The following is a 25,415-nucleotide window of genomic DNA, read 5'->3' as shown; positions in this document are numbered from 1 at the left end:
AGGAGCGAAAATGGCAGAACGCATCATCGTCGTCGGAGGCGGCGCGATCGGCGGGGTCGCGGCCGCGCAGATGACCAACGCGGGCCACGACGTCACGGTGCTCGACGCCGACCACCGGCACGTCGCCTCGCTGCGCGACCCGGGACTGCTGTTCGAGGAGGTCGACGGCCAGGTCTCGCGCCGCCGGCTGCAGGCCGTGTCGGACCCCGGCGAGCTGACCGGGCACTTCGATTTCGCGCTGCTGACCGTGAAGTCCCTCGCGCTGCGGTCGGCAGTCACCCCGCTGGTCGCGGCGGGGCTGGTGGACACCTACGTCGCGCTGGGCAACGGTCTGGTCCATGACCTCGTGCAGTCCCTGGTCGGCCGGGAGCGTCTGATCGTCGGTTTGATCGAATGGGGAGCGACCAACCTCGGTCCCGGACACCTGCAGCAGACCACCGACGCCCCCACGGTCGTCGGTGAGCTCGACGGCAGCAGCACGCAACGGCTCGCCAGGCTGCAACGGATCCTCGCGAGCATCGCCGAAGCGAAGGCCACCGCGACCATCGCCAGCCAGGTGTGGACCAAGCTCCTGCTCAACAGCACCTTCTCCGGGCTCGGTGCGGCGGGCGGCTGCCTGTACCGGGACGTGGTGGCCGACCCGGTCGGGCGCGAGGTGGCCCTGCAGCTCTGGCGAGAGGGCTACGACACGGCCCGCGCCCTGGGCATGACGCTGGGAGAGGTGTTCGCGACCCCCGCCGATCAGCTGCTCACCCGCGACGCCACCGACCGCGCCGCCGCCGAGGACGCCCTCGATCGGCTCATGGCCCGGGCCGGGCCCACCAAGGCGTCGATGCTCCAGGACCTGCAGCGGTCCCGCCCGACCGAGGTCGACGTCATCAACGGCGGCGTCGTCGAAGCGGCCCGGAAGATCGGTCGCGAGGCGCCGCTCAACGCGGAACTCACCCGGATCATCCACGAGATCGAATCAGGCGCCTACCAGGCGGGCACCGAGTCCTTCCATCGCCTGGCAAAGGCCAGCGGCGATGTCGGAACCTGGTGAAAATCGAAAAGGGTGCAAGACGCTTCCAGTCTTGAGCCTGCCCCGTTGTGGCCGAGGCGCCGTCGGTGCCCAGGCGAGTGAAGAAACTGCGAATGTGGTTCGGGGCGATTTCGTTCATGCGCATGGGCGCGAATTCGGGCAGGAGGTATTTGCGGAGGGTGTATTCGTAGCCTTGGCGGGTGTTGGCTTCCATGATCTGGCCCGGTAGAAGAAGAGGGTCGCCGATCTTCTTCCGTTGGTGGTCGGGCCTGTGGGTCGGTCGGTGTAATTGGTCCTGACACCGGGTGGCTGCGCGCGGCCTGGAGCGCGTTCAGCGGCTCAACGACCACCCGGATCGGTTTCGCGAGCGAGCCGCCCACTCACGTGGCCGCGATCGTCCGCGTGCGGGCTCTCGAACGCGTGTGGAAGGGGCCGATCAGGACGGCCCTGATGATCGGTTCCGCGTGGGGGCGGGCGTGGTCGTTGGTTCGGCCGGGTCGTCGAGGGAGGTGGGCAGCGCGAACGGTGGGCGCCCGAGTCCGCTGATGCGCAAGCGTCCCCAGGGGTCGCGGTCGGAGAGGGTGCCGGGTGCTTCGGTACCAGCGGTGCGCAGCACCACCTCGACGCGGCCGCGCGCGGCCAGTTCGGTGATCTCCTCGGACGCGGCCAGGCGCCCGTACCAGTGGTAGCGGCCGTCGATGGGCTGGAAGTGCCCGCGCAGCACCACGTTAACCCGGATCTCCCGGTCCTGGGTGACGACGACGGCGGGACCGCGGTAGTCGTCGTCCTCGTGCGCGTCGGTCATGTCCGCTCCTCTCGGTGGTGCTGCTCAGTGGTCGTCGGAGGTGCCGTGGCGTCCGGCGCCCGAACCAGCACGCGTCGGGTGTCATGGGTCGGGTCCGCCTCGGTCTCGACGAAACCGGTCGCCGGTCAGTCGACCAGTCCCGCGCGGCGCAGGAGCCGCTTGCTGGGGCCGCCGATGATGCCCATGCCCTCGAAGAGCTCGACCGCTTTGCGCGCCCAGTCGGCCTTGGTCCGGCGCCAGTGCGGGTTGGCCCCGGCGACGCGCTTGGCCTCGCGCGGGTCGAGCCCGACGGAGGTGTAGGCCTTGGGGTGCAGGAACTCCGCGGTTGCCACCACCATCATGCCCGCGATGGACCAGCGGATCGCTTCCCGCGCGAGGGGGCCGTGCGAGCGCCAAGCGCGTTCGAGTTCGTCCTTGGCGAAGCTGATGTGCCGCGCCTCTTCGAGCACGTGGATGCGCGAGACCATCCGGCCCAGCGGTTGCAGGCTCTCGTCGCGCATGATCTCCCGCTGCATGGCGTCGGCCAGTTCCTCGACGTAGATCGCCCCGGCGAACAGCAGGGTCGGCCCGGCCACCGCACCGAACACCTTGCCTGCCCGGTGGCCGTACCTGCTGGGCCGCCGCACGTTCCCGTCGATCTTGTCGATGGCCTTGCCGAACATCGTGGAATGACGGCATTCGTCGGCGATCTCGGTCAGCGCGTAATGCGCGCGGTGCGAGGTCGGGTCGGCGCTGTAGGCGTACCGGGTCAGGCCTTGCATGAGCATCAGCTCGAACCAGATTCCCGAAGCCGTGCTGGCGCTGAGTTCCTGCATGCTCAGTTCGGCTCGCTGCTGCTCTGAAAGCCCTTCCCACAGGGGCGTTCCGTACAGCGAGCAGCGGTGCGGCGGTTTGCCGTAGGCCCCGTCCACCAGCGGGGCGTCCCAGTCGATGTCGACGTCGGGGTCGTAGGACTGCTTCGCGGAGGAGCGCTGCAAGCGCTCGGCGACGCGATCCCGTCCGCTGTGCGAGTTCGTGGTCGTGCTCATCGTGGACCTCCTGAGACGTGAGCGGCTGAGGGGCGGGGTGTCACGGGGAAGGCGGGTCGGGCGGGACCTCGTTCACACCGGGGGCAACGTCCCGGAGGCCACGCCCCGGTCGCGATCCAGGCAAGGCGTCGGCGACACCGGATGGCCGTGCTGGTGGAGCAGCGAGCGCGCCGAGTTCGCGGACCTCGTCCTCGGCCCGCTCCGCGCCTTCGCGTCGGAGCCCTTCCAGCGGCGTCGGGTTGTCGGAGACGTCGTAGTCCACCAGCGGTGGAACCTGATTGGTGACCTCATGCGTCGCTGACATGCGCAACTCCCAGGGCTCGCAGGGTGAAGGTGACCAGACCGGGAATCGTGTCCGGTCCCGCCGCGCCCTCGGCCAACGGGCCGACCAGCGCCTCCGCGCCCGCGCCGACCAGCGCCGAGGCGGTCAAGCGCGGATCCTGCGCCGGTAGCGCGCCGGACTCGATCCCTTCGGCGATCCGTTCGGCGAAGACGTCGCGGAACGCCTCGCGGAACACCAGCCGCTCGGCATCCACCGCGGGGTCGACCGGTTCGGCCAACAGCGCATAGGCCAGCCGGGGCGCCTTCAGCGCGCGACCGGCGAAGGTCTCGACGACCGCCACGATCCGCTCCCGCAAGTCCCCGGGCCGCTGCGACGCCTCGGACACCGCCGCGACTTCGCGGGACACCACGGTGCGGAACAGCTCGGCGGCCAGCTCGGCCTTGCTGGGGAAGTGCTGGTAAACGCTGCCGGTGGCGATCCCTGCCTTCGCCGCCACCGCTGCCATCGAGCACGCCGCGTATCCCCGCTCGGCCAGCAGGGCGATCGCGGCCTCCAGCACCAGTTCCCGCTGCGCGTCCAGCCGCGCCTGCACCGCGGGGGTCCGTCGATAAGGCATGCAAGAAGTGAACCACTGATTCATCACTTCAAGCAAGCCGTTGAGCGCGGTCGCGGAGACGCGAGTCTGGAGGCCCTGTCCGCCGGGTGGCCGCTCGCCTTCTGCGGCAAAACCGGCTTCTCGGCGGGGTGCGGCATCTAGGCTGGGCCGCGTGAACCAGGCGAGCCCGGGTGCGGGCGGTAGGACTGAGCTGTTCCAGGTCGATCTGCGCGGTGTCGTGGAAATCCTGTCCCAGCACCTGTATTCGAGTCCGCGCGTGTTCCTGCGGGAGCTGCTGCAGAACGCGCGCGACGCCGTCGTGGCGCGGGGTGCGGCCGATGCTCCCGGACTGATCCAGGTGTCCGTCGAGGACGGAGCGATCGTCGTCGCGGACAACGGGATCGGGCTCGACGCGGGCGAGATGCGGGCGCTGCTGGCGACGATCGGCGCGTCGTCCAAGCGCGCCGACCTGGAGCGGGCGCAGCAGGACTTCCTCGGCCGGTTCGGGATCGGGCTGCTGTCGTGCTTCCTCATCGGTGACGCGGTCGAGGTGATCTCGCGCAGCGCGAAGACCGACCACGCTCCCACGGTGCGGTGGGTGGGTTCCAGCGACGGGACCTACGAGATCACCGAGGCGCCGGAAGCCCTGCGCGAACCCGGATCGCGGATCATCGTCCGGCCGCGGCCGGAGGAGCGGGCGTGGGCGACCCCGCGTCGGCTGGTCCGGGTGGCGAGGGAGTTCGCCCGCTACCTCGACACGCCCGTCGACGTCGTCGACGCCGCGGGCGTCCCGGTGCGGGTGAGCACCGCGACCGCGCCGCAAGACCTCGACGCCGAGACCAGGGCCCGGCTGTGCGTCGAGACCTTCGGTTTCGACCCCCTCACCACGGTGCGCATCGACGTGCCGCTGCTGGGCGTGCGGGGCGTCGCCTTCGTGACACCGGAGGAGACCGCCTCGGCTCGTCGCGGCGGCGACGTGGTCCACGCCCGAGGGATGCTCGTGGCCGACGACAACACCCAGCTGGCACCCGACTGGGCGTACTTCGCGCGTCTGATCGTCGACGCCGGCACGCTGCCGCTGACCGCATCGCGGGAGTCGCTGCAGGACACGAAGCTGGTCCGGGAGGCGGCCGCGGCCGTCGGCGAGCAGATCCAGCGGCACGTCGAGGAGCTGGCCCGCTCGCACCCGGACACGTTCCGGAGGTTCGTCGAAGCGCACGCCGTGGGGCTGCGGGCGATGGCGCTCACCGACCCGACGATGTTCGCGTTCATGTACGACCACCTGCGTTTCGGCACGTCCCGGGGTGAGCGGACGCTGCGGCAGCTGGTCGCGGGCACGGACACCGAGCCGCCTGCCCGGGTGCTGCACCCGGTGCTGTTCGCCCCGCAGTTCCGGGCGCTCGCGCCGCTCGCCCGCCACCACGACCTGGTCCTGATCGACGCCTGCCACGTCCACGAACCGCAGCTGCTGGCCGCTCTCGACCAGTCCGATGTGGACGTGTCGGTGCGCCACCTCGACCTGGAGGCGTTCGTCGAGGCCGCGGCGCCCGCCGCAGACCCGGGCCTGGTCGCGTCGATCGAGCGGCTCGTGGCCTCAGCGCTGCCCGGCCACCGGGCGCAGGTGGTCGACCTCGGCGTCGAATCCGTGGCCGCGCTCGAACTCGCCCCGGACGACGCGTGGCACCCGGACTCGGCCGCGAGCAGCGGCTGGGGGTCGGTTCTCGGCGGAATCGCCGCGCGCTGGGAACCCGCCGGCCCGCGTCTCGTGCTCAACGTGGCCTCGCCCGCCGTCCGCGCTCTCGGCGGTGCGCTGCCCGACGACGTCGCCGCGCACGCGGTGCGGGCGCTGTCCGTGCTGGGGCGCCTGCACACCGGCCAGGCGCTCAGCGATGACGACCACCTGCTGCTCGGCGACAGCCTCAGCACCCTCATCACCGCAGCGACCAGCACCGACGTGGCAGGAGGAAGGCCGTGAACGAGTTCGACGAGTACCTCGCGCGGCTCAGCGAGGACGAGGTCGCCGAGCTGGAGCGGGTGAACGACAACTACCTCGCAGCGGCGGCGATGGAACCGGGCCCCGAGCAGGAGCGAATCCTCGACGCGCTGTACGCCGACGCAGCGCGGCTCGACTCCGCCCTGCACATGGTGTCGGCGCGGATGTTCCAGCTGTTCTCGGTGTTCGAGCGCGGCGCGCACGCCGAGGGGTTCCGGCTTTTCGTGCCCACGATGGAGCTGCTGAAGCAGCGCAGGCACGAGATCCCGGAGAACACGGCCGAGGCCATGTCGGCGATGGTGGTCCAACCGCTCTCGGCGATGCTCGACGATCCGGGGGTGCCGCGCGCGACCGTCGAAGGTTTCCTGAACCAGCTCGACCACGAGACCCGGCGATCCGGTCACGGCGCCCCCGAACTCGCCGTGGCCCGCGCGTACTGGCACGCGCACACCGGTGAGCGGGACGCCGCCGAGGACTGGATGGATCGGTGGCTGGCCGAGGGATCGGACTGGTGGGCACCGGATAAGGCCATGACGATCGGGTTGATGAGCGCCATCACGGGGGCATTCGACGCAGCGGAAGCGCTGCGCGAGCTCGACGTGCGCGTCCCCGGGATGGTGGGCGCACCGCACCGCATCATGACGATCGAGGTCGACCGCGCTGGCTACCTCGCGGTGTGCGGCAAGACCGACGACGCGTGGAAAGCGCTGACGGCGGCCATCGACGGGCAGGAGCTCGACGCGGTCGCCCGGCGGTGCGCGGTGTGGGCGATGGTGCGCGCGACCGACGGTGCGCCGATTCCGAGCGCGCGGGAGATCGTCGACGTCGCCGAGGAGAACCTCGACCTCACCACGCTGGACGCGATCGAGGATCTGGCCGCGGTGGCGCGCTTCCACCTGCTGCGCGGTGACGGCGCGCACGGCGAGCGGCGGCGTGCCGAGGCCCGCGAGCGGGCCCGCGCCTACGACGCCCGCAACGGAACCGGGCATCACAGCGCACTTCTCGAGCGACGCTGGTTCGCGGACGCCTGACCGGTGACGGTGCGGGGCGGGTTCGCCTGCCCGAGCACCGTGACAATGGTGGTTGGCAGTGGACAGTTTTAGCCATAATCACCCATGATCAATGTCCGAAATGTCCGGTCAATTATGGCTAAAACTGTCCGCTCGGAGGACGCCTCGGAGCCGGGCCTGGCCGCTGTGCCGCCGGGTCACTTCGTCGTGCGGGTGCTCTTGCGGCGGTTGGCGTTGAAGCGCGCCTTCTTCTGGCGGTTCCCGCACGTGTTCATGTCGCACCACTTGCGGCTGCGGCTCTGGCTGGTGTCGAAGAAGGCGGCTCGGCAGGTCGGCGAGGCGCACAGGGCGAGCCTCCCGGCCCGCTCGCCCGCGATGATCTCGACCGCGTCGGCGGCGATCACGCTGAGTGCGTCCTCGACGGACGAAGATCCCAGCTGCCAACGCCTTTCGCCCCCAGTTGTCAGGACGGCCGCAGCCCGTCCCTGAGCGCTGCTGTCGTTGATCACCTGGAGGGCGGGTGCGGGGAGAGGGCCTCCGGTCGCGGCCGCCGTCGCGGCGGCGTGGATCGCTTCCCGCAGCTCTCGGGCGCGGTCGAGCTGCGCGGCGGAGCAGGAGTTCGCGGCGAGGTCGTGCAGCGCCAGCCAGTCGAGGAGTCGCTGCGGGGTCGGGACGCGCTCCACCGGGTCACCGGAGCGCTCGGTCAGGGTCGCCGTGAAGCTGGTCGCCAGCTCGGTGCCGAGGCGGAAGTCGGGGAACTCAGCGGGCATGGAACCAGCTTAGCCGGTTGCTGGTCGCCGCGGCGGATGCTAGAACCGTCTTAGCCGGTTCTTCGATGGCCAGGAGGCTCTCATGTCCCGTCAGCCCAGCGATGTTCAGGTGTTCGAGGCCCGCGCGACCGATGCCGATCTCGACGATCTGCGCTCGCGGCTCGCCGCCGCGCGGTTACCGGAGGCCGAAACCGTCCGCGGCGAGGACCGGTGGGCGCAGGGCGTTCCGCTCGCCGACCTCGTCGACGTCATCGACCACTGGCGCACCGGGTACGACTGGCGGTCGTTCGAGCAGCGCCTCGATCGGATCGGACAGTTCCGCACGACGGTCGACGGCCTGGGAATCCACTTCCTGCACCGCCGGTCCCCGCGACCCGATGCCGTTCCACTGCTGGTGACTCACGGGTGGCCGGGCAGCGTCGCCGAGTTCGTCGACGTGATCGACGAACTGGCGGACCCGGACGACCCGGCTGCGCCGGCGTTCCACGTCGTGGCCCCGTCGCTGCCGGGCTTCGGCCACAGCGACAAGCCGACCACCACCGGGTGGGGGACCGAGAAGATCGCGGCCGCGTGGGTGGAGCTGATGGGCAGGCTCGGCCACGACCGGTTCCTGGCGCACGGCGGCGACTGGGGCGGCAACATCACGACCGTGCTCGGCGGCAGGTTCCCCGAGCACGTGCTCGGCATCCACTCGACCTTCGCGGCGGGCACGCCCGATTCGACGACGGACGGGCTGACCGCGACCGAGCGCAGGTGGGCGGAGGAGACCCACGACTTCTGGCACCGCCGCGCGGCCTACGCCAAGCAGCAGGCCACGCGGCCGCAGACCATCGGGTACTCGCTCGTCGACTCGCCGGTCGGGCTGCTGGCCTGGCTTCTCGACAAGTTCGCCGAGTGGTCGGACACCGAGGGCAGCCCGTTCGAGACGATCTCCAGGGACCGGGTCCTGGACGACGTCACGCTCTACTGGTTGACGCGGTCCGGCGCGTCGGCGGCCCGCATCTACTACGAGAGCCACAACTCGCTCGACCCCGACCTGCGGGTCGACGTCCCGGCGGCGATCACGATCTACCCCCGCGACACCGAGAAGTGCCCGCGTCCTTGGGCGGAGCAGCGGTACCGCCGGATCGTCCGGTGGAACGAACCGACGTCCGGGGGCCATTTCCCGTCGCTGGAGGTACCGGGGTACTTCGTCGACGACCTCCGCGACGGCCTCTCCGCCGTGCTGGCGGCCGGGTGATCGGGCCCGTTCAGCGGGTGGGGTGGACGACGAGGACCGGGGAGTGCGCGTGCTGGAGGAGGGCTTGGCTGGTCGAGCCGAGGAGCATGCCGAGGAAACCTCCTCGCCCTCGACTGCCGACCACGACGAGCTGGGCGCGAGCGCTCCAGTCCAGCAGCGCGTCCCGGGGCCTGCTGTTGGCGGTGTCGCGTTCGACCGGCACGTCGGGGTGCTGCTCCTGGAGGCCCGCGAGGCTCGCGGCCAGGACGAGCTCGGGCTCCTGCGGGTCCGGTTCGGTGCGACCGAGGCCGACCTCGCGGATCGAGGGCTCGTAGTCGCGGGAGGCGTGCACGGCCACGAGCGCCACCCGGCGCCACGAGGCCTCGGCGAAGGCGGCGGCGAGCGCGTCGGTGCTGTTCGCGCTGCCGTCCACTCCCACCACGACCGGGCCGTCCGGGGACTTCGGCGGGCGCACCACCGCCACCGGGCAGGCCGCGTGGGCGGCGACGGAGGCGGCCGTCGAGCCGAGCAGCATGCCCGTGAATCCGCCGCGCCCGGACGTGCCGAGCGCGAGCATCCGGGCGCTCTCCGCGAGGCGCAGCAGCAGCGGGATCGGCTGCTGCTGCACGAACTCGGTGGTCACCTCCAGGGCCGCGTCGGCCCCGGCCGCGCGCTTGGCGGCGATGCGCAGTCGGGTGCGGGCCAGTTCGTCGATCTCGCTGAACGCCTCGGGCGCCACCGCGGCGGCCGCGCCGTAGGGACCGCGGAAGTAGGGCTCGGTCGACGAGATCAGGTGCAGCGGCAGGCCGCGGGCCGAAGCCACCTTCGCCGCCCAGGTCACCGCGCTGAGCGCCTGATCGGACCCGTCGACACCCACGACGATCGCATTGCTCAGGTCAGACATCCTCGTTCCCCCTGGTCCGGGCTCTTGCGTACCCGGCGAAACGGACCGGCAAACTCCACTCGTTCCTCCGGGCCGACCAGCACCACCCCTCCCCGGACGCGCCGCACCACGCACGCGTACCCGCGGACGAGGGGGCCCGCCCTGACCCGGGCCGGGTCCGCTCCCACTTTCGGTCGGGTGGGCAACGCGGGGCGGGTCCCGGACGTCTTGTGGGCAGGCCCGCGTGAAGCCGGGCCGGGACTGGTGGTTCGAATCGATCTGGGGGGACTCATGATTCGCAAGGGGAAGGTGTTGCTCGGGGTCGTGGCGCTGGCGGGTGCCGGGGCTGCGGTCGCGGGGCCGGTGGCCTCCGCTCAGGGGGAGCCGCAGACCGTCTACGCCGACGTGGACGGTGACGGCACCGCCAACGCCGTGACGGTGCGGTTGCTGGACGAGTCGACGCAGTCGATCACGTTCGACCTGCCGCAGGGGCCGGTGGAGACGACCGCGCCCGCTCAGCTGCAGGCGCCGCAGCCGCCGCGGGTGACCGACGTGAACCGGGACGGTGCCGCCGAGGTCGCCGTGACCACGGTGACGGGGGCGAACACGCAGCACTTCCAGCTGTTCAAGTACGACCCGGCGATCGGCGTGGTGGCCGTCGACAGCGGCGGCGAACCGTTCACCTTCTACGAGGGCGGCGGGATCAGCGCCCGCTCCGGCTACCAGTGCGAGGAATCGGGCAAGGGGCCGATGCTGCGCATCGTCAGCGCGCAGTACGACTTCGAGTCCGAGACCTACGACGGAACCACGTCGTGGCTGATCCAGACCGGCAACTCGATCAGCGAGTGGACCAGGGCGCCGTTCTCGGACGTGCCCGCGGACGACCCGCTGCTCAACCTCGACCCGGGCACCTGCGCACCCTGACCGCGCACGCCTCCGTCCGGCCCGTTGACCCGCTCACGGGCCGGACGTCGACGTCTACCCGCGGCGGAAGCCTCCTTCGGTGTTGAGGACTTGGCCGACGACCCATTCGCCGTCGTCGGAGACCAGCCAGGCGATCAGGCGGGCCGGGTCGTCCGGGGTGCCGAATCGCTTGCCGGGGAAGCGTTCTCGCAGGGAGTCGAGGGTCGCGTCGTCGATGCCCATGCCCGGGCTGAGGAAACCGGTGTTGACCGGGCCCGGGTTGACGGTGTTCAGGACGATGCCCTGGTCGGCGAGCTCGTCGGCGACCGTCGGGGTGATGCCGGCCAGGGCGGCCTTGGCCGCGCCGTAGGCGACCTCGCCGGGCATGGGCCCCTGCTGCTGCCCGGAGGTCATCCAGATGACCCTGCCCCCGGGGCGAGCGGGTTCGTGCTGAGCGGCGAACGCCTTGGTGAGCAGCAGGACCGAGCGGGCGTCGGTCGCCCAGTGCCCGTCGAGCTCGTCGAGCGTGATGTCGGCCAGGGTGCCGTCGCCGCCGGAGCGGGCGTGGTTGCAGACCAGCACGTCGAGCGGCCCGGCCTCGCGGACGAGGGCTTCGGGTGCGCCGGGAGCCGCGAGGTCGCCCGGTAGATCGGTCAAGGTCGCGCCTCCGGTCAGGTGGGGGCGGATCGAGTCCAGCACCCGGTCGAGGTCGTCGGCGCCCCACGGCTGGTCGGTGTCGTGCGGGCGGTGGTGGTGGAGCACCAGGTCGGCGCCCATCGCGGCCAGCCGGCGCGCGACCGCGGCGCCGATCCCGTCGACCCTGCTGACCCCGGTGATCAGCGCGGTGCGTCCCCGCAGGCTCATCGTCGTCCTCCTTCGGTGCACGCCGCGGTCCCCTGTGGACCTCGGTGGTGCGATGATCGTTGCTCGTGGAGTGGAACCAGGTGCTCGGGCGTGTCGTCGAGGAGGTCGCGCCGCTGCGCGGCTCCGGGGTGGTCGCGGACTACATCCCCGCGCTGGCGCGGGTCGACCCCGCCCGCTTCGGCATCGCCGTCGCCGATCTCGAAGGGCGCGTGCGCGGGGCCGGTGACTGGGAGACGCCGTTCTCGATGCAGAGCATCTCGAAGGTGTTCACCCTCGCGCTCGTGCTGTCCCGCGGTGACGGGACGTTGTGGAACCGGGTCGGGCGGGAACCGTCGGGCAACGCGTTCAACTCTCTCATCCAGCTCGAACACGAACGGGGGATTCCGCGGAACCCGTTCATCAACGCCGGTGCGCTGACCGTCACCGACGAGCTGATCTCCCGGGTGGGCGATGCCGGTGAGGAGCTGCTGGCGTTCCTGCGCGCCGAGAGCGGCAACCCGGGCCTGCGCGTCGACGAGGAGGTGGCAGAGTCCGAGGTCGCGCACGGGGACCGCAACCTCGCGCTGACCCACTTCATGGCCTCCTACGGCAACGTGCGCAATCCGGTCCCCACCGTGCTCGACCAGTACGTGCGGCAGTGCTCGATCGGGATGAGCTGCCGCGATCTTGCCCTGGCCGGGCGGTTCCTCGCCGCGCACGGCGTCCGCCGGGACGGCTCCGAGCTGCTCACCCGAAGGCAGGCCAAGCGGATCAACGCGATCATGCTGACCTGCGGCACCTACGACGCCGCAGGCGAATTCGCCTACCGGGTCGGCATTCCCGGCAAGAGCGGGGTCGGTGGCGGGATCCTCGCGATCGTGCCGGGCCGATGCGCGATCGCCGTGTGGAGCCCGGGGCTCGACGCCCGGGGCAACTCCGTCGCCGGGGTCGCTGCGCTCGACCACTTCACCACCCTCACCGGGTGGTCCATCTTCTGACTCGCGATCTTCGAGTGGCGGCGCGGTCGAGTCCACATGAGAATGTCGCTCACCAGCGAAGCCGCAGAGGCTCAACCGATCTCGACGCGGACTCCGCCGGATGACGAGCGGGAGGGGTCATGGCCGCGACGCGCGCGAGCACGAGGTTCCGCATCCACAACTCCGACCTCATACGTCGCTGACCGCGCGCTGAACTCCAGGCGCTGACACGCGGTCCGGCGCCGCGACCTGCCGTTCTCGCCGCACTTCCGCGGCCCGTTCCCAGCACTCGTGGGCGAACGACCTCATCCGGTCGTTCGCCCACCCGGTCACGCTCAATTCTCGGGGGAGTCATGCGTGCGTTCAGGAGGTCGTGGGGGCGCGCTCTCGCGATGATCACCGCTGTCCTGGCCGTGCCGGCGATCGTCCCGTCGGCCGCTGCCGGTCCCGCTGTCGAGGACGCGCGGGACTTCGGCACACCGACCCGGTCGTCCGGCAAGACCTGCCCCTTCGTCGGTGAGCTGCCCGTGCGGCTCCCGGCGGTGACCGTGCCCGCGAGCACCGTGCCCGCGCTGCCGGAACCGTCGGTGCCCAGCACGATCCACGCCGAGCTGTGCATGAGCGAGGCCGCGCGGGCCCGCGCGGCGGCCGGTGGTGCGCCGCCCGCTGTGCTGCTGCTCGTGCACGGGCTCACCTACGGGACCTGGTACTGGGACCCGCCGTTCCAGCCCGGTAGGTACTCGACCGTCAACCGCCTGGTCGAGCACGGGTACGCGACGCTCAACATCGACCGGGTCGGCGCGGGTCGCAGCGGTCACCCGCTGAGCGCGCTCATCACCCCCGACGCGGCGGCGGAGACGGTCCACCAGCTCATCACCCGGCTCCGCGGCGGTGATGTCGGTGGAACGCGGTACCCCCGAGTCGGTCTCGTCGGTCACTCCTACGGCACGGCCGTGGTCTGGTTGGAGAGCGCGCTCCACAACGACGCCGATCTCGTCATCGGAACGGGCTACAGCAACAGGTTCCGGCTCGAACAGGGCGTGAACCTGCTGTCCACGATGCTGCCCGCAGCGCTGCACCCCGTGCTGCCGCCGGCGCCCTGGAAGGCCGATCCCGGCTATCTCGCCTCGCGCCAGGGAACCCGTCCGCAGCTGCCCTTCTTCCACGAGCCCGGCACGGATCCCGCGATGCTCGACGTCGATGACCGGTTGCAGAACCCCATGACCGCCACCGAGCCCCTCGCCCTGAGCCGCGAGTACGACGGAACGCACAAGGGGATCCGCATCCCGACGTTCCTCATCAACGGCCGGCACGACGACTTCGCCTGCGGCCCCGGCGGGTCCTCGTGCCGCACCACCGCCGACGTCCACGCCGCGCCCGAGGAGCTCGAACGCGCGGGCTCAGCGCTCGCCGACTACGAGGCCCCCGGTTTCCACCCGCACGCCTGCCTGCGCGCGGCCGTCATCCCCGACGCCGGTCACAACACCGCCCTGCACCGCAACTCCCACCAGACCTCGGACACCATCGCCCACTTCGCCGACCAAGCCCTCGGCACCACGGGCGCCAACGCCGCCCCCTACCGCGCCACGTGCACCGCCCGCCCCAGCACGGCCGCGGACACCCTGCCCGACCTCACCAGGCTCATCCCCGACCTCCTGCCCCCGTGACCCGTTCGTGGGTCCTCCCGTCGAAAACCCCGGTTCTCATCGCGCGAAAACCGGGGTTTTCGACACCGGGGGTTAGTTGAGGGCGTTGGAGAGGCGGTTGCCGAGGTCGGTGAGGAGGTTCGCGTCGCCCGGGACGTGGGGCTTCCAGGGGAGGGTGAGGGTGTCGTGGGACTTGTCGCGGTAACGGGGGATGACGTGGAGGTGGAAGTGGAAGACCGACTGCCAGGCGGCTGAGCCGCAGCAGTTGAGGAGGTTGACGCCGTCGGCTCCGAACTCCTCCGCCGCCACCTTCGCGATGCGCTGACCGGCGAGGGTGACGGCGGTGAGGTCGTCGGCGGGGATGTCGAACAGGTCCTGGCTGTGCCGCTTCGGGGTGACCAGCAGATGCCCGTCCGAGGCCGGGTGGATGTCCATGAACGCCAACGTCGTCTCGTCCTCGGCCACCTTCACGCTCGGCAGCTCACCGGCCACGATCCCGCAGAACACGCACGCATCACTCATGCGCCCGAGGCTATCGGTCCGATCCCGGGCCATCCCGGGGCTGCTCCCGCCGCGGGGCGGCACTTCGCCACCCGGCCCGTGATGTCGCGCTGGGGTCACGTCGTGCTGCCCGCGCTCCTGATCGGCATCGGCCTGACGATTCCCGGGCGGGATGTTCGGTCCGTGAACGCGGGCGAGGGCGGATTGCTCCCGTAATCCGGACCCCTGCTTACGGGAGCAATCCGTCACCGCATGGCGGGTCAGGGATTTTGCAGGGAACCGTCCACGTAGTCGTGGAGGTTCTTCCGGCCTTGGAGGACCCCTGCACGGGTCCAGGTGTCGTAGGTGGTTTGGAGCTGGTCGGCGAAGGCGCCGTCCACCGGGATTCGGCGGTAGGACGTTTGTTCCGCTCGGATCTGGGCGGCGATCTCGACGGGTTGGCGGGCGAAGCCGGAGTACCAGTCGTCGAACGCCGAGGGGTTCCGCTGGGCCCAGGTGTAGCTCCGGTCGACCCGGTCGGCGAAGTCGGCGACGGCCCGGCGCTTGGCGGGGTCGGTGAGGGACTTGTCGGTGGCGGACAGGACGCTGAGGCCGCTGTTGATGCCCGTGCCGTCGGTGAGGACCCTGGCGCCGAGCTCGCCCCGGGTTCGGGCCGCGTAGACGCCCCAGGTGGCCCAGGCGTCGATGCTGCCGGTGGAGAACGCGGAGCTGGCGTCCGTCGGCGACAGGTAGTTCAGCGTCGCGTCGGACTCGCTGAGCCCGGCCTGCTTGAGCGCGCCGAGGACCAGGTAGTGGGCGACGCTGCCTCGGGTGCTGGGCGAGATGCGCTTGCCCTTGAGGTCCGCGAGCGTGCGGATCGGGCTGTCCTTCGGGACCAGGACGTAGGTGCCCTTGCCGCCGTTGTTCCAGGCCGCGACCGCCTTGATCGGCGAGCCTCCGGCGATCGCGGCGACCGTCGGGGAGTCGGCGGCGGAGCCGATGTCGACGGCGTCGGCGCGCAGCGCCTCGTGCAGGTTGGCCGCGGCCGGGAAGCGGGCCCACTCGATCTCGTAGGGCAGGTCGTCGAGGAGTCCGGCAGCGCGCAGGCGGGACTCGGTTTCGCCGGTCTGGTCGCCGACCCTCAGCACCGGCTTGTCCGCACCCGAACCGCAGGCGGCGAGCGGGAGGACGGTGGCGAGCAGGGCGACGAGCACGGCGAGGCGTGCGGGGAGGGAGGACAACACCGGGTTCCTTTCCGGGTCAGCGTTTCGCGAGTTCCTGGCGGACCAGCGGCAGCAGGTCGCGGCCCCAGTCGACGACGTCCTCCAGCGGCTCGTAGCCGCGGATCAGCAGCGTCGTGACCCCGATGTCGACGTAGTCCAGCAGCGCCTCGGCGACCGTCTCCGGGCTGCCGACCAGGGCCGTCGAGTTCCCGGCCGCACCGGTGGCCCGGGCCGGGGCCGTCCACAGCGCGCGGTCGTGGACCTCGCCCCTGCCGGCCGCGTCGAGCAGCCGCTGCGAGCCCACCCCGCGCTCGGCGGCCGGGAACGCCAGCATCGCGCCCGACTCGCCGGACGTGCGCGAGGTGATCGTGTTGAGGATGCCGTGCGCGCGCTCCCACGCCTCGGCGTCGGTGCGGCCGATGATCGGCCGGAACGACACCGAGAAGCCCAGGTCGTCGGGGTTGCGGCCGTGCTCGGTGGCGGCCTTGCGGACCGCGGCGATCTGCTCGGCGGTCTCGGCCAGCGGCTCGCCCCACAGGGCGAAGACGTCGGCGTGCTTGCCGCCGACCCGGTAGGCGTCGGCCGACGAGCCGCCGAAGTAGATCGGCAGGGCGCCGTTGACCGGCTTGACTTCCGAGCGGGCGCCCGCGAGGCGGTAGAACTCGCCCTCGTGGTCGACCGGCTCGTCCGATGCCCAGACCCGGCGGACGACGTCGAGGTACTCGTCGGTGCGGCGGTAGCGGGCCGCCTTGTCCGCGTAGTCGCCGTCGCGCCGCTGCTCGGTGTCGCTGGCACCGCTGATGACGTGCACCGCCAGCCGCCCGCCGATCAGCTGGTCCACCGTCGCCAGCTTGCGGGCCGCCAAGCTCGGAGCGACGAAACCCGGGCGGTGCGCGAGCAGGAACCCGAGCCGCTCGGTGTGCGCGGCGGCGTAGCTCGCCACGGCGAAACCGTCGGCGTCCCACGAGTGGTAGCCGATCAGGACCCGGTCGAACCCGGCCTCCTCGTGGGCCTGGGCGAACCGGCGGAGGTAGTCGCGGTCGACGGCCGGCCCGGAAGGCGGGCGGATCTCCGAGGTGTCGGCGGTGCGGATCATCCCCACGAACTCGACGGCCATCCGATGCTCCGATCTTGCTTCCCACATTGCGAAAAGAACGTTCCACAAGCTAGGGACGTGGCAGGCTGTGGGGCAAGCCCGACCACTATGTAGGAACAGCTAGGAGAGCTCCTTGGCAGGCAACGACGAACGGCGCGACGGAACCGCGGACTGGCACCAGAAGCTCGAGCACATCCGGGGCGGGACGCTGAGCTCCGACACCAACCAGACCTCCGGGATGCGCCGGTTCGAGGCCATCTCCGGCACGACCGTCGGCTCCGAGAAGCTGTGGATGGGACGCACCCACGTCGGCCCGGCCACCAACTCCGGCGACCACCACCACGGGGAGGCCGAGACCGCCATCTACGTCGTGTCCGGGCACCCGGTGTTCGTCTTCGCCGAAGGCGAGGAGGAGGTCCGCATCGAGACCGAGCCCGGCGACTACATCTTCGTCCCGCCCTACGTCCCGCACCGCGAGGAGAACCCCGACCCCGCCGAGGAGGCCGTCGTGGTCATCGCCCGCAGCACGCAGGAGGGCATCGTGGTGAACCTGCCGAGCCTGTGGGCCGAGGTCGACCGGGGGTGATCGCCCCCACGCGTATCCGGCGGCGGGAGCGCGCGTTGAACCCGATGACGCGCCTCGTCGTCGGGCGGGCGCGGTCGTCGGGTGGGGGATAGCCCTACCGCGATCTGCGGGGCAGCCTCCCTCGAAAGTGCGGGACAGCACCGGGGAACGGAGGGACAGACCCGACGACTCCCCACGCGAAACGCGAAAGCATTCCTCTTAAGACACGGCCGGGTAGGGCTTCCCGGATCACCCGTCGAGAGAGGAACAGCGCAATGGACACCAAGAACGCCATTCGGCCCGTCGCCACCGACATGGACGGTGTCATTCGCGAGCACGGAGCCGCGCTGCTCTCCTACGCCACCCGGCTCACCGGTGACCGCTACCTGGCCGAGGACATCGTGCAGGAGACCTGGCTGCGGGCCTGGCGGCACGCCGACCGGCTGTCCAACGGCAACGGGTCCGTGCGCGGCTGGCTGCTGCGGGTCGCCCACAACGTGGCCGTCGACCAGCACCGCAGCCGCAAGGCCCGGCCCACCGAGGTCGCCTTCGAGGGCGAGGACCTGGCCAACAAGGCCGTGCAGTCCGCGCCGAGCGACGAGGTGGAGAGCCGGATGGTCGTCGACGAACTCCTCGACCACCTGTCCCCGGCCCACCGCAGCGCCGTCGTCGAGGTCTACGTCACCGACCGCACCACGGCCTCCGCCGCGACCCACCTCGGCGTCCCGGTCGGCACCGTGAAGAGCCGCCTGCACCACGCCATCCGATCGCTCCGCACCCGCTTCGCCACCCCGATGGCGGCCTAGGCGCTGGTGGGGCGTGCGGCGGAGCCGCGCCCTCTTCCGCCAGTCCTCAGCTCAAGGCGTTGCAGGGGGTCGCGTCGTGGACTTCGGCCTCGACCCGGACGTTGGCGAAGGTGATGTCCATCCTGCGCTGGGACCAGACCAGGAACGGGGTGTTGACGCGCTTCGGGTCCAGGCCGCCGTCGACGAAGCAGGCCAGCGGGATCTTGACCGTGGCGCGCTGCTCCGGCGGCATGTTCGCGAACAGGTGGCTCGCGGGAACCTCGGAGCGGCAGGGGTATTCGCAGTGCATGCCGATCTTGGTGGTGTCCCCGACCGGCGGCGCGTGCACGACGGCGTCGAAGACCAGCGCCCCGTCGTTGGCGGAGTAGGGCGTGAGGTCGAGCGGGCCGCGGGGGCTGTTGGTCTGCAGGTAGACCTGGGCCGGTTTGTCGTCCAGCCAGGACACCCGGAGTCCCTTGTTGACCGGGTCGTCGACCGCCTTGATGGCCGTTCCCTGCTCGGTGCCCTCGTCGAAGATGTAGGAACCGCCCCAGTTCGCGTCCGAACCGAGATAACCGGCGAAGGGCTCCAGCGTCTTGCCGTCGAAGACCTTCAGCGGACCGCCCGGAGCGGCGGGCTTCTGGGCGACCGCGCCCGGCGACGTCGTCCCGGGCCCGCCCTGGCCGGTGGCGTAGATCGTGGCGGCGATGCCGACGACCAGCGCGGCCGCCGTCGCCAGCGCGGGAACCAGCCAAGGTCTGCGCTTGCGCTGCGAAGTGCTCGGAACCTCTTGAGCCGCAACGGGTTCGGCGCTCGCCTCCGGGGCGGGGGCCGGGCGCGGCTGGGTCGCGGTGCGGGCGGCGCCCAGCGCCACGGTGAACTTCGGGTGCAGCGTGACCCGGACCGGCTTGTTGAACTCCTCCGAGAGCATCTGCGCCACCAGCGGAACCCGCGACGAACCCCCGGCCAGCAGCACCGCCGAGAGGTCCTCCGCGCGCAGCCCGGCCGACGCGGTGGTGCGGTGCAGGGCCTCGGTGGTCAGCTGCACCGACGGCCGGATCATCTCGTTGAACTCCAGCCGCGTGACCGTCACGCCGCGCGGCCCCGACGGCAGCGGGATCGTCAGGTGCACGTCCGGCTCGGTGGACAGCTCCTCCTTGGCGCGCACGCACATCGCCTGGATGGTGCCCAGCGCGGAGGCCGCGCGCGGATCGCTGGTGTCCAACCGCCCGATCGCGCCGCCCAGCTTCTGGTCGATGTGGGCCAGCAGCGCCTCGTCGAAGTCGATGCCGCCGAGGTGCTCGATTCCCTCCGGCGTGCCCAGGATCTCCATCCTGCCACCGCGCATCCGCAGGATCGTGGTGTCGAACGTGCCGCCGCCGAGGTCGTAGACGGCCACGACCTCGCCGTCCTCCAGCCTGCGCTCGGTGGAGTAGTGGGTCGCGGCCGCCTCCGGCTCGGTGATGAGCCGGAAGTCCTCCACACCGGCCAATCTCGGCACCTCGGTGAAGTGCTCCTGCCGGTACGGGCCCCAGATCGCCGGGTAGGTCAGCGCGACCGAATCGGGTGCAGCGCCCATCTCGGCGGTGACGGCGTCCAGGACGGAGCGCAGCTGCGCGGCCATCAGCGCGGCGGGGGAGTAGGCGGACCCGCCGAGCACCAGCGGCGTGGGATCGCCGAGCCTGCGCTTGAAGTTCCGCGCCACCTGGGAAGCATCGGACACCGAGTCCAGAGCGGACTTCCCGGTCAGCAGCGTCCCGTCCGGGGCCGGGTGCGCTACGGACGGGATGACCACCTCCGGCGACAACGACACCATGCGGGTCCCGCCCGGGCCGCTGACCGCAGCCGAGGTGAACGAAGTCCCGAGGTCGATGCCAACGCCGTAACGCACCTTGTGTGCTCCCTTCGCGTCAGCAAAAGATAATCACAACTCCAGTCTCGTCAAGACTAGGCGAGTCGCGCCAGGGGAGGGATAGCCCTACCTCCGCAACGGGCTGGCACCCTTTTGCCACGCGTCCGCGTGCGCGAGGCTGGGACGATGGTCGGGAGTGCGGGCAGGTACGACGTGGGCGGCAGGCGGCTGCTGCCCGGATGGCTGCGCGTGCCCGGCCGCGGTGCCGCCGAGCACCGCTTCGAGCTCGAACGCGCGCTCAACGACGGCCCCGCGGCGGGTCTCTCGGCGCTGGCGGTCGAGCTCGACCTGTTCTCGGCGATGGTGGGTGACCTGCGGCTCACCTCCCGCGTGGAGGTGCTGCGCGAGCGGGTCTACGTGCTCATCGAGAACCTGCGCCAGCTCGGCGGAGCCCTCCACCCGCCGGTGCTCACCGAGGGCCTGGAACCGGCCTGCGTGTCGGTGGCCGAGCGCTACGACCTGCGGATCAAGCTCGACCTGCCGGAGCACGACCTGGACGCGCAGGCCCGGATGCGGACCGGTCTCCTGGTCGCCGATCACCTGCGTACGCTGGAGCCCGGTACGACCGTGCGGGTACGAGTGCGAGGCAGGAGGGTCGTGCGGGTGCGCATCACCGAGCAACGACCGGGTTCGTCGGTCCGGCGGAACTTGCGGGCGGTGCTGCTGTGCGGGTAGCCATCGCCGAGGACGGCGCGCTGTTCCGGGAAGGACTGGTCCTGCTGCTGCAGGCGGCCGGCCACGAGGTCGTCGGCTGCGTCGGCGACGGCGACTCGCTGCTGGGGATCGTGGCGACCGAGCAGGTGGACGTCGCGGTGCTCGACATCCGCATGCCGCCGGAACCCGACGGCGGGCTGACCACCGCCGAGAAGATCCGGGCCCGGAGCCCCGAGACCGGCCTGCTGCTGCTGTCGCACTACGCCGAGACGCACTACCTGATGCGGGTCCTGGAGATCGGCGCCGAGCGCATCGGCTACCGGCTCAAGGAGCGCGTCGCGGGCGTGCAGGTGCTCGCCGACACCCTGGACCGGATCGCCGCCGGAGAGATCGTCATCGAGCCGACGCTGGCGAAACGCCTGGTCGAGGCGCCGTCCAAGCGCGCCGACAGCCCGATCTCGACGTTGACCGAGCGGGAGCTGGACGTGCTGCGGCTGATGGCCGAGGGGCACGCCAACAACGCGATCGCCAAGGAGCTGTTCGTGTCCCCGAAGGTCGTGGAGAAGCACACCGCGTCGATCTTCACCAAGCTCGGCCTGCCCCGCGACCAGGCGATGCACCACCGCAGGGTCCTCGCCGTGCTCGCCTACTTGAGGTCGAGCCGGATCGAGAGCTAGGCCGCATGCGCAAGAACCGGCGTCCGCACGAGCTCGTCACGTCCGTCCCGCAGGACCGCTTGGCCGACGAGCTGGTGGGCCAGTTGGCCCGCACCGTGGGCGGCCAGGCGGCCTACTGCGTTCCCGCCGCCGACCGGCCGGAGGGCTTCGAGGTCGTCGCCGCCTCGTCGCATTCGATCCACACTGGACTGGATCGCGATTCGTTCCGGGAACCCGTGCGCGGCGGGGGAGTTCTGCTGGTCGCCGGGGCGCGGCGCTGGGGCGCCAAGGAGCAGGCCGCGGTGCGCGAGACCGCGGGCTGGCTCGCCGTGACCTCCGACGTGGACCGGCTGCGGGCCGACCACGACGACGCCGACGAGCGGTTCCGCGCGCTGCGCGCCGAGGTCACGGCCGCGCGCGAGCGGCTCGCGCACGTGCGCGACCTGGAGCGGCGCAGGCTCGTCCGCTCGATCACCACCTCGACGTTGCGCGATCTCGACGACTTGCGCCGCAGGTTGCGGGGTTTCGGCGAGCAGCTCGCCGAAGGCGGTGAGATGGCGCGGATCGCCGAGATCGGGGTCGCGGTGGACGAGATGCTCGACACGTTCCGGACCGTCGTGCGCGGCGTGTACCCCGCGATGCTGCCGGACAAGGGCCCGCAGGCCGCGCTGGAGGAGCTGGCGGCGACGCTCCCGCACCCGGTTCGCTTCACCGGCGACCTGGGCAGGCGCGTGGGCTGGCAGATCGAGTCCGGTTTCTACCACGCGGTCGCGGCGGTGCTGAACCTGCTGGCAGGCGACGGCATCCACCGCGACGACCCGGCCGTGGCGGTGGAGTTCGGTCGCGAGGAGGAGCTGCGCGCCCGGCTGCGCACCGACGTCGGCGTCCTGTCGGCGGCGGACCTGCGGGCCGCGCTGCACCAGGACGCCGAGCGGATCGCGGTGCTGGGCGGGGCGCTGGAGTGCGCGGTGACCGACGGTGCCGCGGTGGTGTCGGTGCGGCTGGCGGACCGGACGAGCTCGGCGATCACCTCCCAGGGCGAGGGCAGCGCCCTGTTCCAGCGGGTCACCGACCTGGTCAAACAAGGGCAGGAGGCCGCTGGTGCCGGACCGGCCCGCGCCCGCTGGGACGCCATCGCGGCGCGGCTGGTGCAGCCGCCGCGGCTGGCCGTGGTCGCCGACGCCGGCGGCGCCGACCCATCCGAGCTCGACAGCGCCTCGCTGCTCGGCGTGACCGTGGTGTTCGCCGAGGGACCGGCCGACCGCGAGCTGGCCGAGGAGCTGCTGGCCGACGACGGCCCGCGCGGCTCGGTCGACGCGGTGCTGTGCCGGGTCCCGCCCGCGCCGGAGTTCCGGGCGGCGCTGCGCCGGGCCGCGCAGCGGGTGGAGCTCTCGGAGTCGTCGTGCGTGGACGACGTCGCGCGCAGGCTGGTCACCTGGGCCCCGGTGCTCGCCGCGCGGCGGGCGATCACCTCCGCTCGCGCGCTGCTGCCGGGGCTGCCCGCCGATCACCCGCTGCGCTGGTCGGTGGACCGGATCGCCGCCGAGGCGCACGAGATCACCGAGCTCGACCTGCTCGACGAGCTGCTGAGCGGGGAGACGCGCCTGTTGCGCGGGGTCGCCGACGACGCCGCGCGACTGCTCGGCGCCGAGGGCACCGACCCGCGCTCGCGGCTGGGCCTGGAACCGGAGGCCAACGACGAGCAGGTGTCGGTGGCCGCGCAGCGGGCCGCGAACCGCTGGCGGGCGCACGCGGTCCGCCCGATCACCGGCGGCCGCGACGCCTCGGTCTGCGACGTCCTGATCCGAACCGCCGAGGGACTGCTCAGCGGGGAACGCAACCGGTGATCGTGGTGCCCTGACCGGGGCTTGATCGGATGTCGATCGTGCCGCCGACGGTGGCCATGCGGGCTGAGAGGTTCGGCAGGCGGGCGTGGGTCGCGGCGAATCCGGGGCCGTCGTCGGAGACGCCGAACTCCAGGCCGCGGGCGGTGTCGCGGACGACGACCGCGATTGCCGCGCCGGGGGCGTGCTTGTGGGCGTTGTTCACCGCTTCCAGGCACGCGAAGTACACAGTGGACTCGACCAGCGGCGGGTAGCGGCGGCGAAAACCCGTGGTGTCCAGGGTGACGTCGCTGTGCGCGGCGAGCTCGGCGGCCAGCGCGCCCGCGAGGCCCTCGGTGGACAGCGGGATCGGCAGGATGCCGGCGGCGGTGTCGGTGAGCGCCTTCTCGGCGGCGTCCAGTTTGGACTCCAGCTGGGCGAGCCGTTCCTCGGTGGCTCCGGTGTGCTCGACCAGCGCCATCGACATCTTCAGCGCGACCAGGTGGTGCTGCGCGCCGTCGTGCAGGTCGCGCTCCAGGCTCCGCCGCTCCTGCTCCATCTCGACGGTGGTGCGCCATCGGTCGTCGACGAGTTCGCGGGCGGCGGCGTCGCCGTCGCGGCGCAGCCGGTCGGTCTCGGCGGCCAGCCGCATCGCCAGCAGCGGCGGTCCGAGCGCGGCGGCCAGGGCGTCGACGGGTCCGGCCGATTCCGGGGCGACGGAGAGCAGCGCCTGCTCCTCGCCGTCGCAGGAGACGGGCTGGGTGTGCCACCGCTCGGCGCCGTTGCCCCACTGGTGGCGTCGGCCGGCGATGGTGAACGCGCAGCCGGTCGCGCCGAGCGCGGTGCCGATGACCTGCGCCAGGGACAGCGCGTCGGGCGCGCGATCGAGGCCCGCGAGGTGGTCGGTGACCGCCTCGACGGCTCGCTTCTCCTGAGCACGCATCCCCTGAACGGTAGCCGCCCTGGCGCGGCCGGTGGGTCGCGGCTGCTCAGAAGTGGTGCGCAATATCCGCGCTGAATTTTGTCGAAAGGATTGTGAACAATCCTGTCCATCGTTTAGGTTCGCTGGCACACCGACCTGAGTGAGGAGCACCGATGCCCGTCGACGCCGGTTCGCAGACCGCGATCCCGTGCCTGCTCATGAGAGGGGGCACCTCGCGAGGGCCGTTCTTCGACGAGCGCGCCCTGCCCGCCGACGACGCCGCCCGCGACGCCGTCCTGCTGGCCGCGCTCGGCTCGCCCGACGAGCGCCAGATCGACGGCATCGGCGGCGCCCACCCGCTGACCAGCAAGGTCGGCATCGTCGCCCCCGGCACCCGGCCCGGAGTCGACGTCGAGTGGACCTTCGGGCAGATCCAGCCCGGCGGCGAGACCGTCGACGTCACCGCCAACTGCGGCAACATGCTCGCCGCGGTGCTGCCCTTCGCCCTCGAAACCGGCATCGTCGAGCCCGCCGGCGAGACCACCACCGCCCGCGTGCTCACCCGCAACACCGGCATGATCGCCGAGATCACGGTCCGCACCCCCGCGGGAGCCGACGGCACCCGGCACGTCGACTACGCAGGTCAGGCCCGCATCGACGGGGTTCCCGGCACCGCGGCGCCGATCGAGATCGGCTTCCTCGACACCGCCGGGTCGGTCGCCGGATCGCTGCTGCCCACCGGTCGGGTCCGCGACACCGTCGAGGTCGACGGGCTCGGGGCCGTCGAGGTGACGCTCATCGACAACGGCCAGCCGCTGGTGATCGTCGCCGCCGAGCGGCTCGGCGCCACCGGTTACGAGACGCCCGCCGAGATCGACGCAGACGAGGAGCTCAAGGCCCGCGTCGAGGCGCTGCGCCTGGTGTGCGGGCACGCGATGGGGCTCGGCGACGTCGGCGACAGGAACTACCCGAAGATGACGCTGGTGGCCCCGCCCGCGCGCGGCGGCAGCATCAGCACCCGCAGCCTCATCCCCCGCGTCGCGCACCAGTCCATCGGCGTGCTGGCCGCCGTCACCGCCGCCACCGCCTGCGTGCTGGAGGGCAGCGTCGCCCACGACGTCGCCCGCGGCATCACCGGGACCGAGCCCACCGTGTCCGTCGAGCACCCGACCGGCGAGTTCAGCGTGACCCTCGGGCTCGACCCCGACGACCCGCAGCGGGTCGTGCGCTCGGCGCTGCTGCGCACCGCGCGGCTGCTGATGGCCGGAGACGTCTTCGTTCCGGAGGGGGCGAAGTCCTCATGAGAACTTCGCCCCCACCGGA

General features: G+C 71.7%; 26 protein-coding genes. 13 read left to right on the top strand and 13 right to left on the bottom strand.

The window, feature by feature from the left end:
* Positions 1-10: 10 nt before the first annotated feature.
* Positions 11-1,042: a ketopantoate reductase family protein gene (locus tag QFW96_RS03360; protein ID WP_281453981.1), complete on the top strand. Its 1,032-nt coding sequence runs from the start codon at positions 11-13 to the stop codon at positions 1,040-1,042.
* Here QFW96_RS03360 and QFW96_RS30195 read toward each other — a convergent pair.
* The 5 genes from QFW96_RS30195 to QFW96_RS03340 form a co-directional block, all read right to left on the bottom strand.
* Positions 951-1,235, bottom strand: coding sequence for a tyrosine-type recombinase/integrase (locus tag QFW96_RS30195; RefSeq protein ID WP_425524710.1), 285 nt, complete (start codon positions 1,233-1,235; stop codon positions 951-953). The genes QFW96_RS03360 and QFW96_RS30195 overlap by 92 nt on opposite strands.
* 222 nt (positions 1,236-1,457) lie before the next feature.
* A complete protein-coding gene (locus tag QFW96_RS03355) occupies positions 1,458-1,826 on the bottom strand; it encodes a DUF4873 domain-containing protein (protein WP_281453980.1) in 369 nt (122 codons plus the stop codon).
* Between the two features lie 125 nt (positions 1,827-1,951).
* Positions 1,952-2,854, bottom strand: a complete 903-nt coding sequence (locus QFW96_RS03350) for an AurF N-oxygenase family protein (protein WP_281453979.1) — start codon at positions 2,852-2,854, stop codon at positions 1,952-1,954.
* A 40-nt stretch (positions 2,855-2,894) separates the two neighbouring features.
* A complete protein-coding gene (locus tag QFW96_RS03345; RefSeq protein ID WP_281454034.1) occupies positions 2,895-3,158 on the bottom strand; it encodes a hypothetical protein in 264 nt (87 codons plus the stop codon).
* On the bottom strand, positions 3,142-3,753 hold the full coding sequence (locus tag QFW96_RS03340) for a TetR family transcriptional regulator (RefSeq protein ID WP_281453978.1): 612 nt from the start codon (positions 3,751-3,753) through the stop codon (positions 3,142-3,144). The genes QFW96_RS03345 and QFW96_RS03340 overlap by 17 nt, the downstream gene beginning before the upstream one ends.
* 151 nt (positions 3,754-3,904) lie before the next feature.
* On the opposite strand from QFW96_RS03340, the gene QFW96_RS03335 reads away from it, so the two are divergent.
* Both QFW96_RS03335 and QFW96_RS03330 read left to right on the top strand, forming a co-directional pair.
* Positions 3,905-5,707 (top strand): HSP90 family protein, encoded by a 1,803-nt coding sequence (locus tag QFW96_RS03335; RefSeq protein WP_281453977.1) that lies wholly within the window; start codon positions 3,905-3,907, stop codon positions 5,705-5,707.
* A complete protein-coding gene (locus QFW96_RS03330; RefSeq protein WP_281453976.1) occupies positions 5,704-6,756 on the top strand; it encodes a hypothetical protein in 1,053 nt (350 codons plus the stop codon). Before QFW96_RS03335 ends, QFW96_RS03330 begins: the two co-directional genes overlap by 4 nt.
* Positions 6,757-6,932: 176 nt before the next feature.
* Here QFW96_RS03330 and QFW96_RS03325 read toward each other — a convergent pair whose 3' ends face one another.
* Positions 6,933-7,505: a CGNR zinc finger domain-containing protein gene (locus tag QFW96_RS03325; RefSeq protein WP_281453975.1), complete on the bottom strand. Its 573-nt coding sequence runs from the start codon at positions 7,503-7,505 to the stop codon at positions 6,933-6,935.
* Between the two features lie 82 nt (positions 7,506-7,587).
* Between QFW96_RS03325 and QFW96_RS03320 the strand changes: the two genes are divergently transcribed.
* On the top strand, positions 7,588-8,745 hold the full coding sequence (locus tag QFW96_RS03320; protein ID WP_281453974.1) for an epoxide hydrolase family protein: 1,158 nt from the start codon (positions 7,588-7,590) through the stop codon (positions 8,743-8,745).
* A 10-nt stretch (positions 8,746-8,755) separates the two neighbouring features.
* Here the strand turns inward: QFW96_RS03320 and QFW96_RS03315 are convergent, their stop codons facing one another.
* Positions 8,756-9,628, bottom strand: coding sequence for a universal stress protein (locus tag QFW96_RS03315; RefSeq protein ID WP_281453973.1), 873 nt, complete (start codon positions 9,626-9,628; stop codon positions 8,756-8,758).
* Between the two features lie 288 nt (positions 9,629-9,916).
* Between QFW96_RS03315 and QFW96_RS03310 the strand changes: the two genes are divergently transcribed.
* On the top strand, positions 9,917-10,531 hold the full coding sequence (locus QFW96_RS03310) for a hypothetical protein (RefSeq protein WP_281453972.1): 615 nt from the start codon (positions 9,917-9,919) through the stop codon (positions 10,529-10,531).
* 54 nt (positions 10,532-10,585) lie between these two features.
* On the opposite strand, the gene QFW96_RS03305 is transcribed toward QFW96_RS03310, so the two are convergent.
* Positions 10,586-11,374, bottom strand: coding sequence for an SDR family oxidoreductase (locus tag QFW96_RS03305; RefSeq protein ID WP_281453971.1), 789 nt, complete (start codon positions 11,372-11,374; stop codon positions 10,586-10,588).
* A gap of 65 nt (positions 11,375-11,439) precedes the next feature.
* Here QFW96_RS03305 and QFW96_RS03300 point away from each other — a divergent pair, with 65 nt between their 5' ends.
* Complete coding sequence (locus QFW96_RS03300) at positions 11,440-12,351, top strand: glutaminase (protein ID WP_281453970.1); 912 nt, start codon at positions 11,440-11,442, stop codon at positions 12,349-12,351.
* A gap of 371 nt (positions 12,352-12,722) precedes the next feature.
* Complete coding sequence (locus QFW96_RS03295; RefSeq protein ID WP_281453969.1) at positions 12,723-13,997, top strand: alpha/beta hydrolase; 1,275 nt, start codon at positions 12,723-12,725, stop codon at positions 13,995-13,997.
* A 72-nt stretch (positions 13,998-14,069) separates the two neighbouring features.
* On the opposite strand, the gene QFW96_RS03290 is transcribed toward QFW96_RS03295, so the two are convergent.
* From QFW96_RS03290 to QFW96_RS03280, 3 genes are all read right to left on the bottom strand, one after another.
* Entirely contained in the window at positions 14,070-14,498 is a 429-nt protein-coding gene (locus QFW96_RS03290) for an HIT family protein (protein WP_281453968.1), read from the bottom strand.
* Between the two features lie 239 nt (positions 14,499-14,737).
* Positions 14,738-15,700: an ABC transporter substrate-binding protein gene (locus QFW96_RS03285; RefSeq protein ID WP_281453967.1), complete on the bottom strand. Its 963-nt coding sequence runs from the start codon at positions 15,698-15,700 to the stop codon at positions 14,738-14,740.
* A 16-nt stretch (positions 15,701-15,716) separates the two neighbouring features.
* Positions 15,717-16,796 (bottom strand): LLM class flavin-dependent oxidoreductase, encoded by a 1,080-nt coding sequence (locus QFW96_RS03280; RefSeq protein WP_281453966.1) that lies wholly within the window; start codon positions 16,794-16,796, stop codon positions 15,717-15,719.
* Between the two features lie 112 nt (positions 16,797-16,908).
* Between QFW96_RS03280 and QFW96_RS03275 the strand changes: the two genes are divergently transcribed.
* Both QFW96_RS03275 and QFW96_RS03270 read left to right on the top strand, forming a co-directional pair.
* A complete protein-coding gene (locus QFW96_RS03275; protein ID WP_281453965.1) occupies positions 16,909-17,361 on the top strand; it encodes a cupin domain-containing protein in 453 nt (150 codons plus the stop codon).
* 254 nt (positions 17,362-17,615) lie between these two features.
* Positions 17,616-18,146, top strand: coding sequence for a sigma-70 family RNA polymerase sigma factor (locus tag QFW96_RS03270; protein ID WP_281453964.1), 531 nt, complete (start codon positions 17,616-17,618; stop codon positions 18,144-18,146).
* A gap of 46 nt (positions 18,147-18,192) precedes the next feature.
* Here QFW96_RS03270 and QFW96_RS03265 read toward each other — a convergent pair whose 3' ends face one another.
* Positions 18,193-20,016 (bottom strand): Hsp70 family protein, encoded by a 1,824-nt coding sequence (locus QFW96_RS03265; RefSeq protein ID WP_281453963.1) that lies wholly within the window; start codon positions 20,014-20,016, stop codon positions 18,193-18,195.
* 147 nt (positions 20,017-20,163) lie between these two features.
* Between QFW96_RS03265 and QFW96_RS03260 the strand changes: the two genes are divergently transcribed.
* The 3 genes from QFW96_RS03260 to QFW96_RS03250 are packed head-to-tail and all read left to right on the top strand — an operon-like array spanning position 20,164 to position 23,194.
* Complete coding sequence (locus tag QFW96_RS03260) at positions 20,164-20,712, top strand: hypothetical protein (protein ID WP_281453962.1); 549 nt, start codon at positions 20,164-20,166, stop codon at positions 20,710-20,712.
* Complete coding sequence (locus QFW96_RS03255) at positions 20,703-21,368, top strand: response regulator transcription factor (RefSeq protein ID WP_281453961.1); 666 nt, start codon at positions 20,703-20,705, stop codon at positions 21,366-21,368. Before QFW96_RS03260 ends, QFW96_RS03255 begins: the two co-directional genes overlap by 10 nt.
* A 5-nt stretch (positions 21,369-21,373) precedes the next feature.
* Positions 21,374-23,194 (top strand): hypothetical protein, encoded by a 1,821-nt coding sequence (locus QFW96_RS03250; protein ID WP_281453960.1) that lies wholly within the window; start codon positions 21,374-21,376, stop codon positions 23,192-23,194.
* Here the strand turns inward: QFW96_RS03250 and QFW96_RS03245 are convergent.
* Positions 23,172-24,113 (bottom strand): sensor histidine kinase, encoded by a 942-nt coding sequence (locus QFW96_RS03245; protein WP_281453959.1) that lies wholly within the window; start codon positions 24,111-24,113, stop codon positions 23,172-23,174. The genes QFW96_RS03250 and QFW96_RS03245 overlap by 23 nt on opposite strands.
* Positions 24,114-24,265: 152 nt before the next feature.
* Between QFW96_RS03245 and QFW96_RS03240 the strand changes: the two genes are divergently transcribed.
* A complete protein-coding gene (locus tag QFW96_RS03240) occupies positions 24,266-25,396 on the top strand; it encodes a 4-oxalomesaconate tautomerase (protein WP_281453958.1) in 1,131 nt (376 codons plus the stop codon).
* Positions 25,397-25,415 lie beyond the last annotated feature (19 nt).

The organism is Saccharopolyspora ipomoeae (genome assembly GCF_029952525.1).
GTDB classification, from domain to species: Bacteria; Actinomycetota; Actinomycetes; order Mycobacteriales; family Pseudonocardiaceae; genus Saccharopolyspora; species Saccharopolyspora ipomoeae.
The sequence above is the reverse complement of the archived record's forward strand: the minus strand, read 5'-3'. Positions and strand labels throughout refer to the sequence as shown.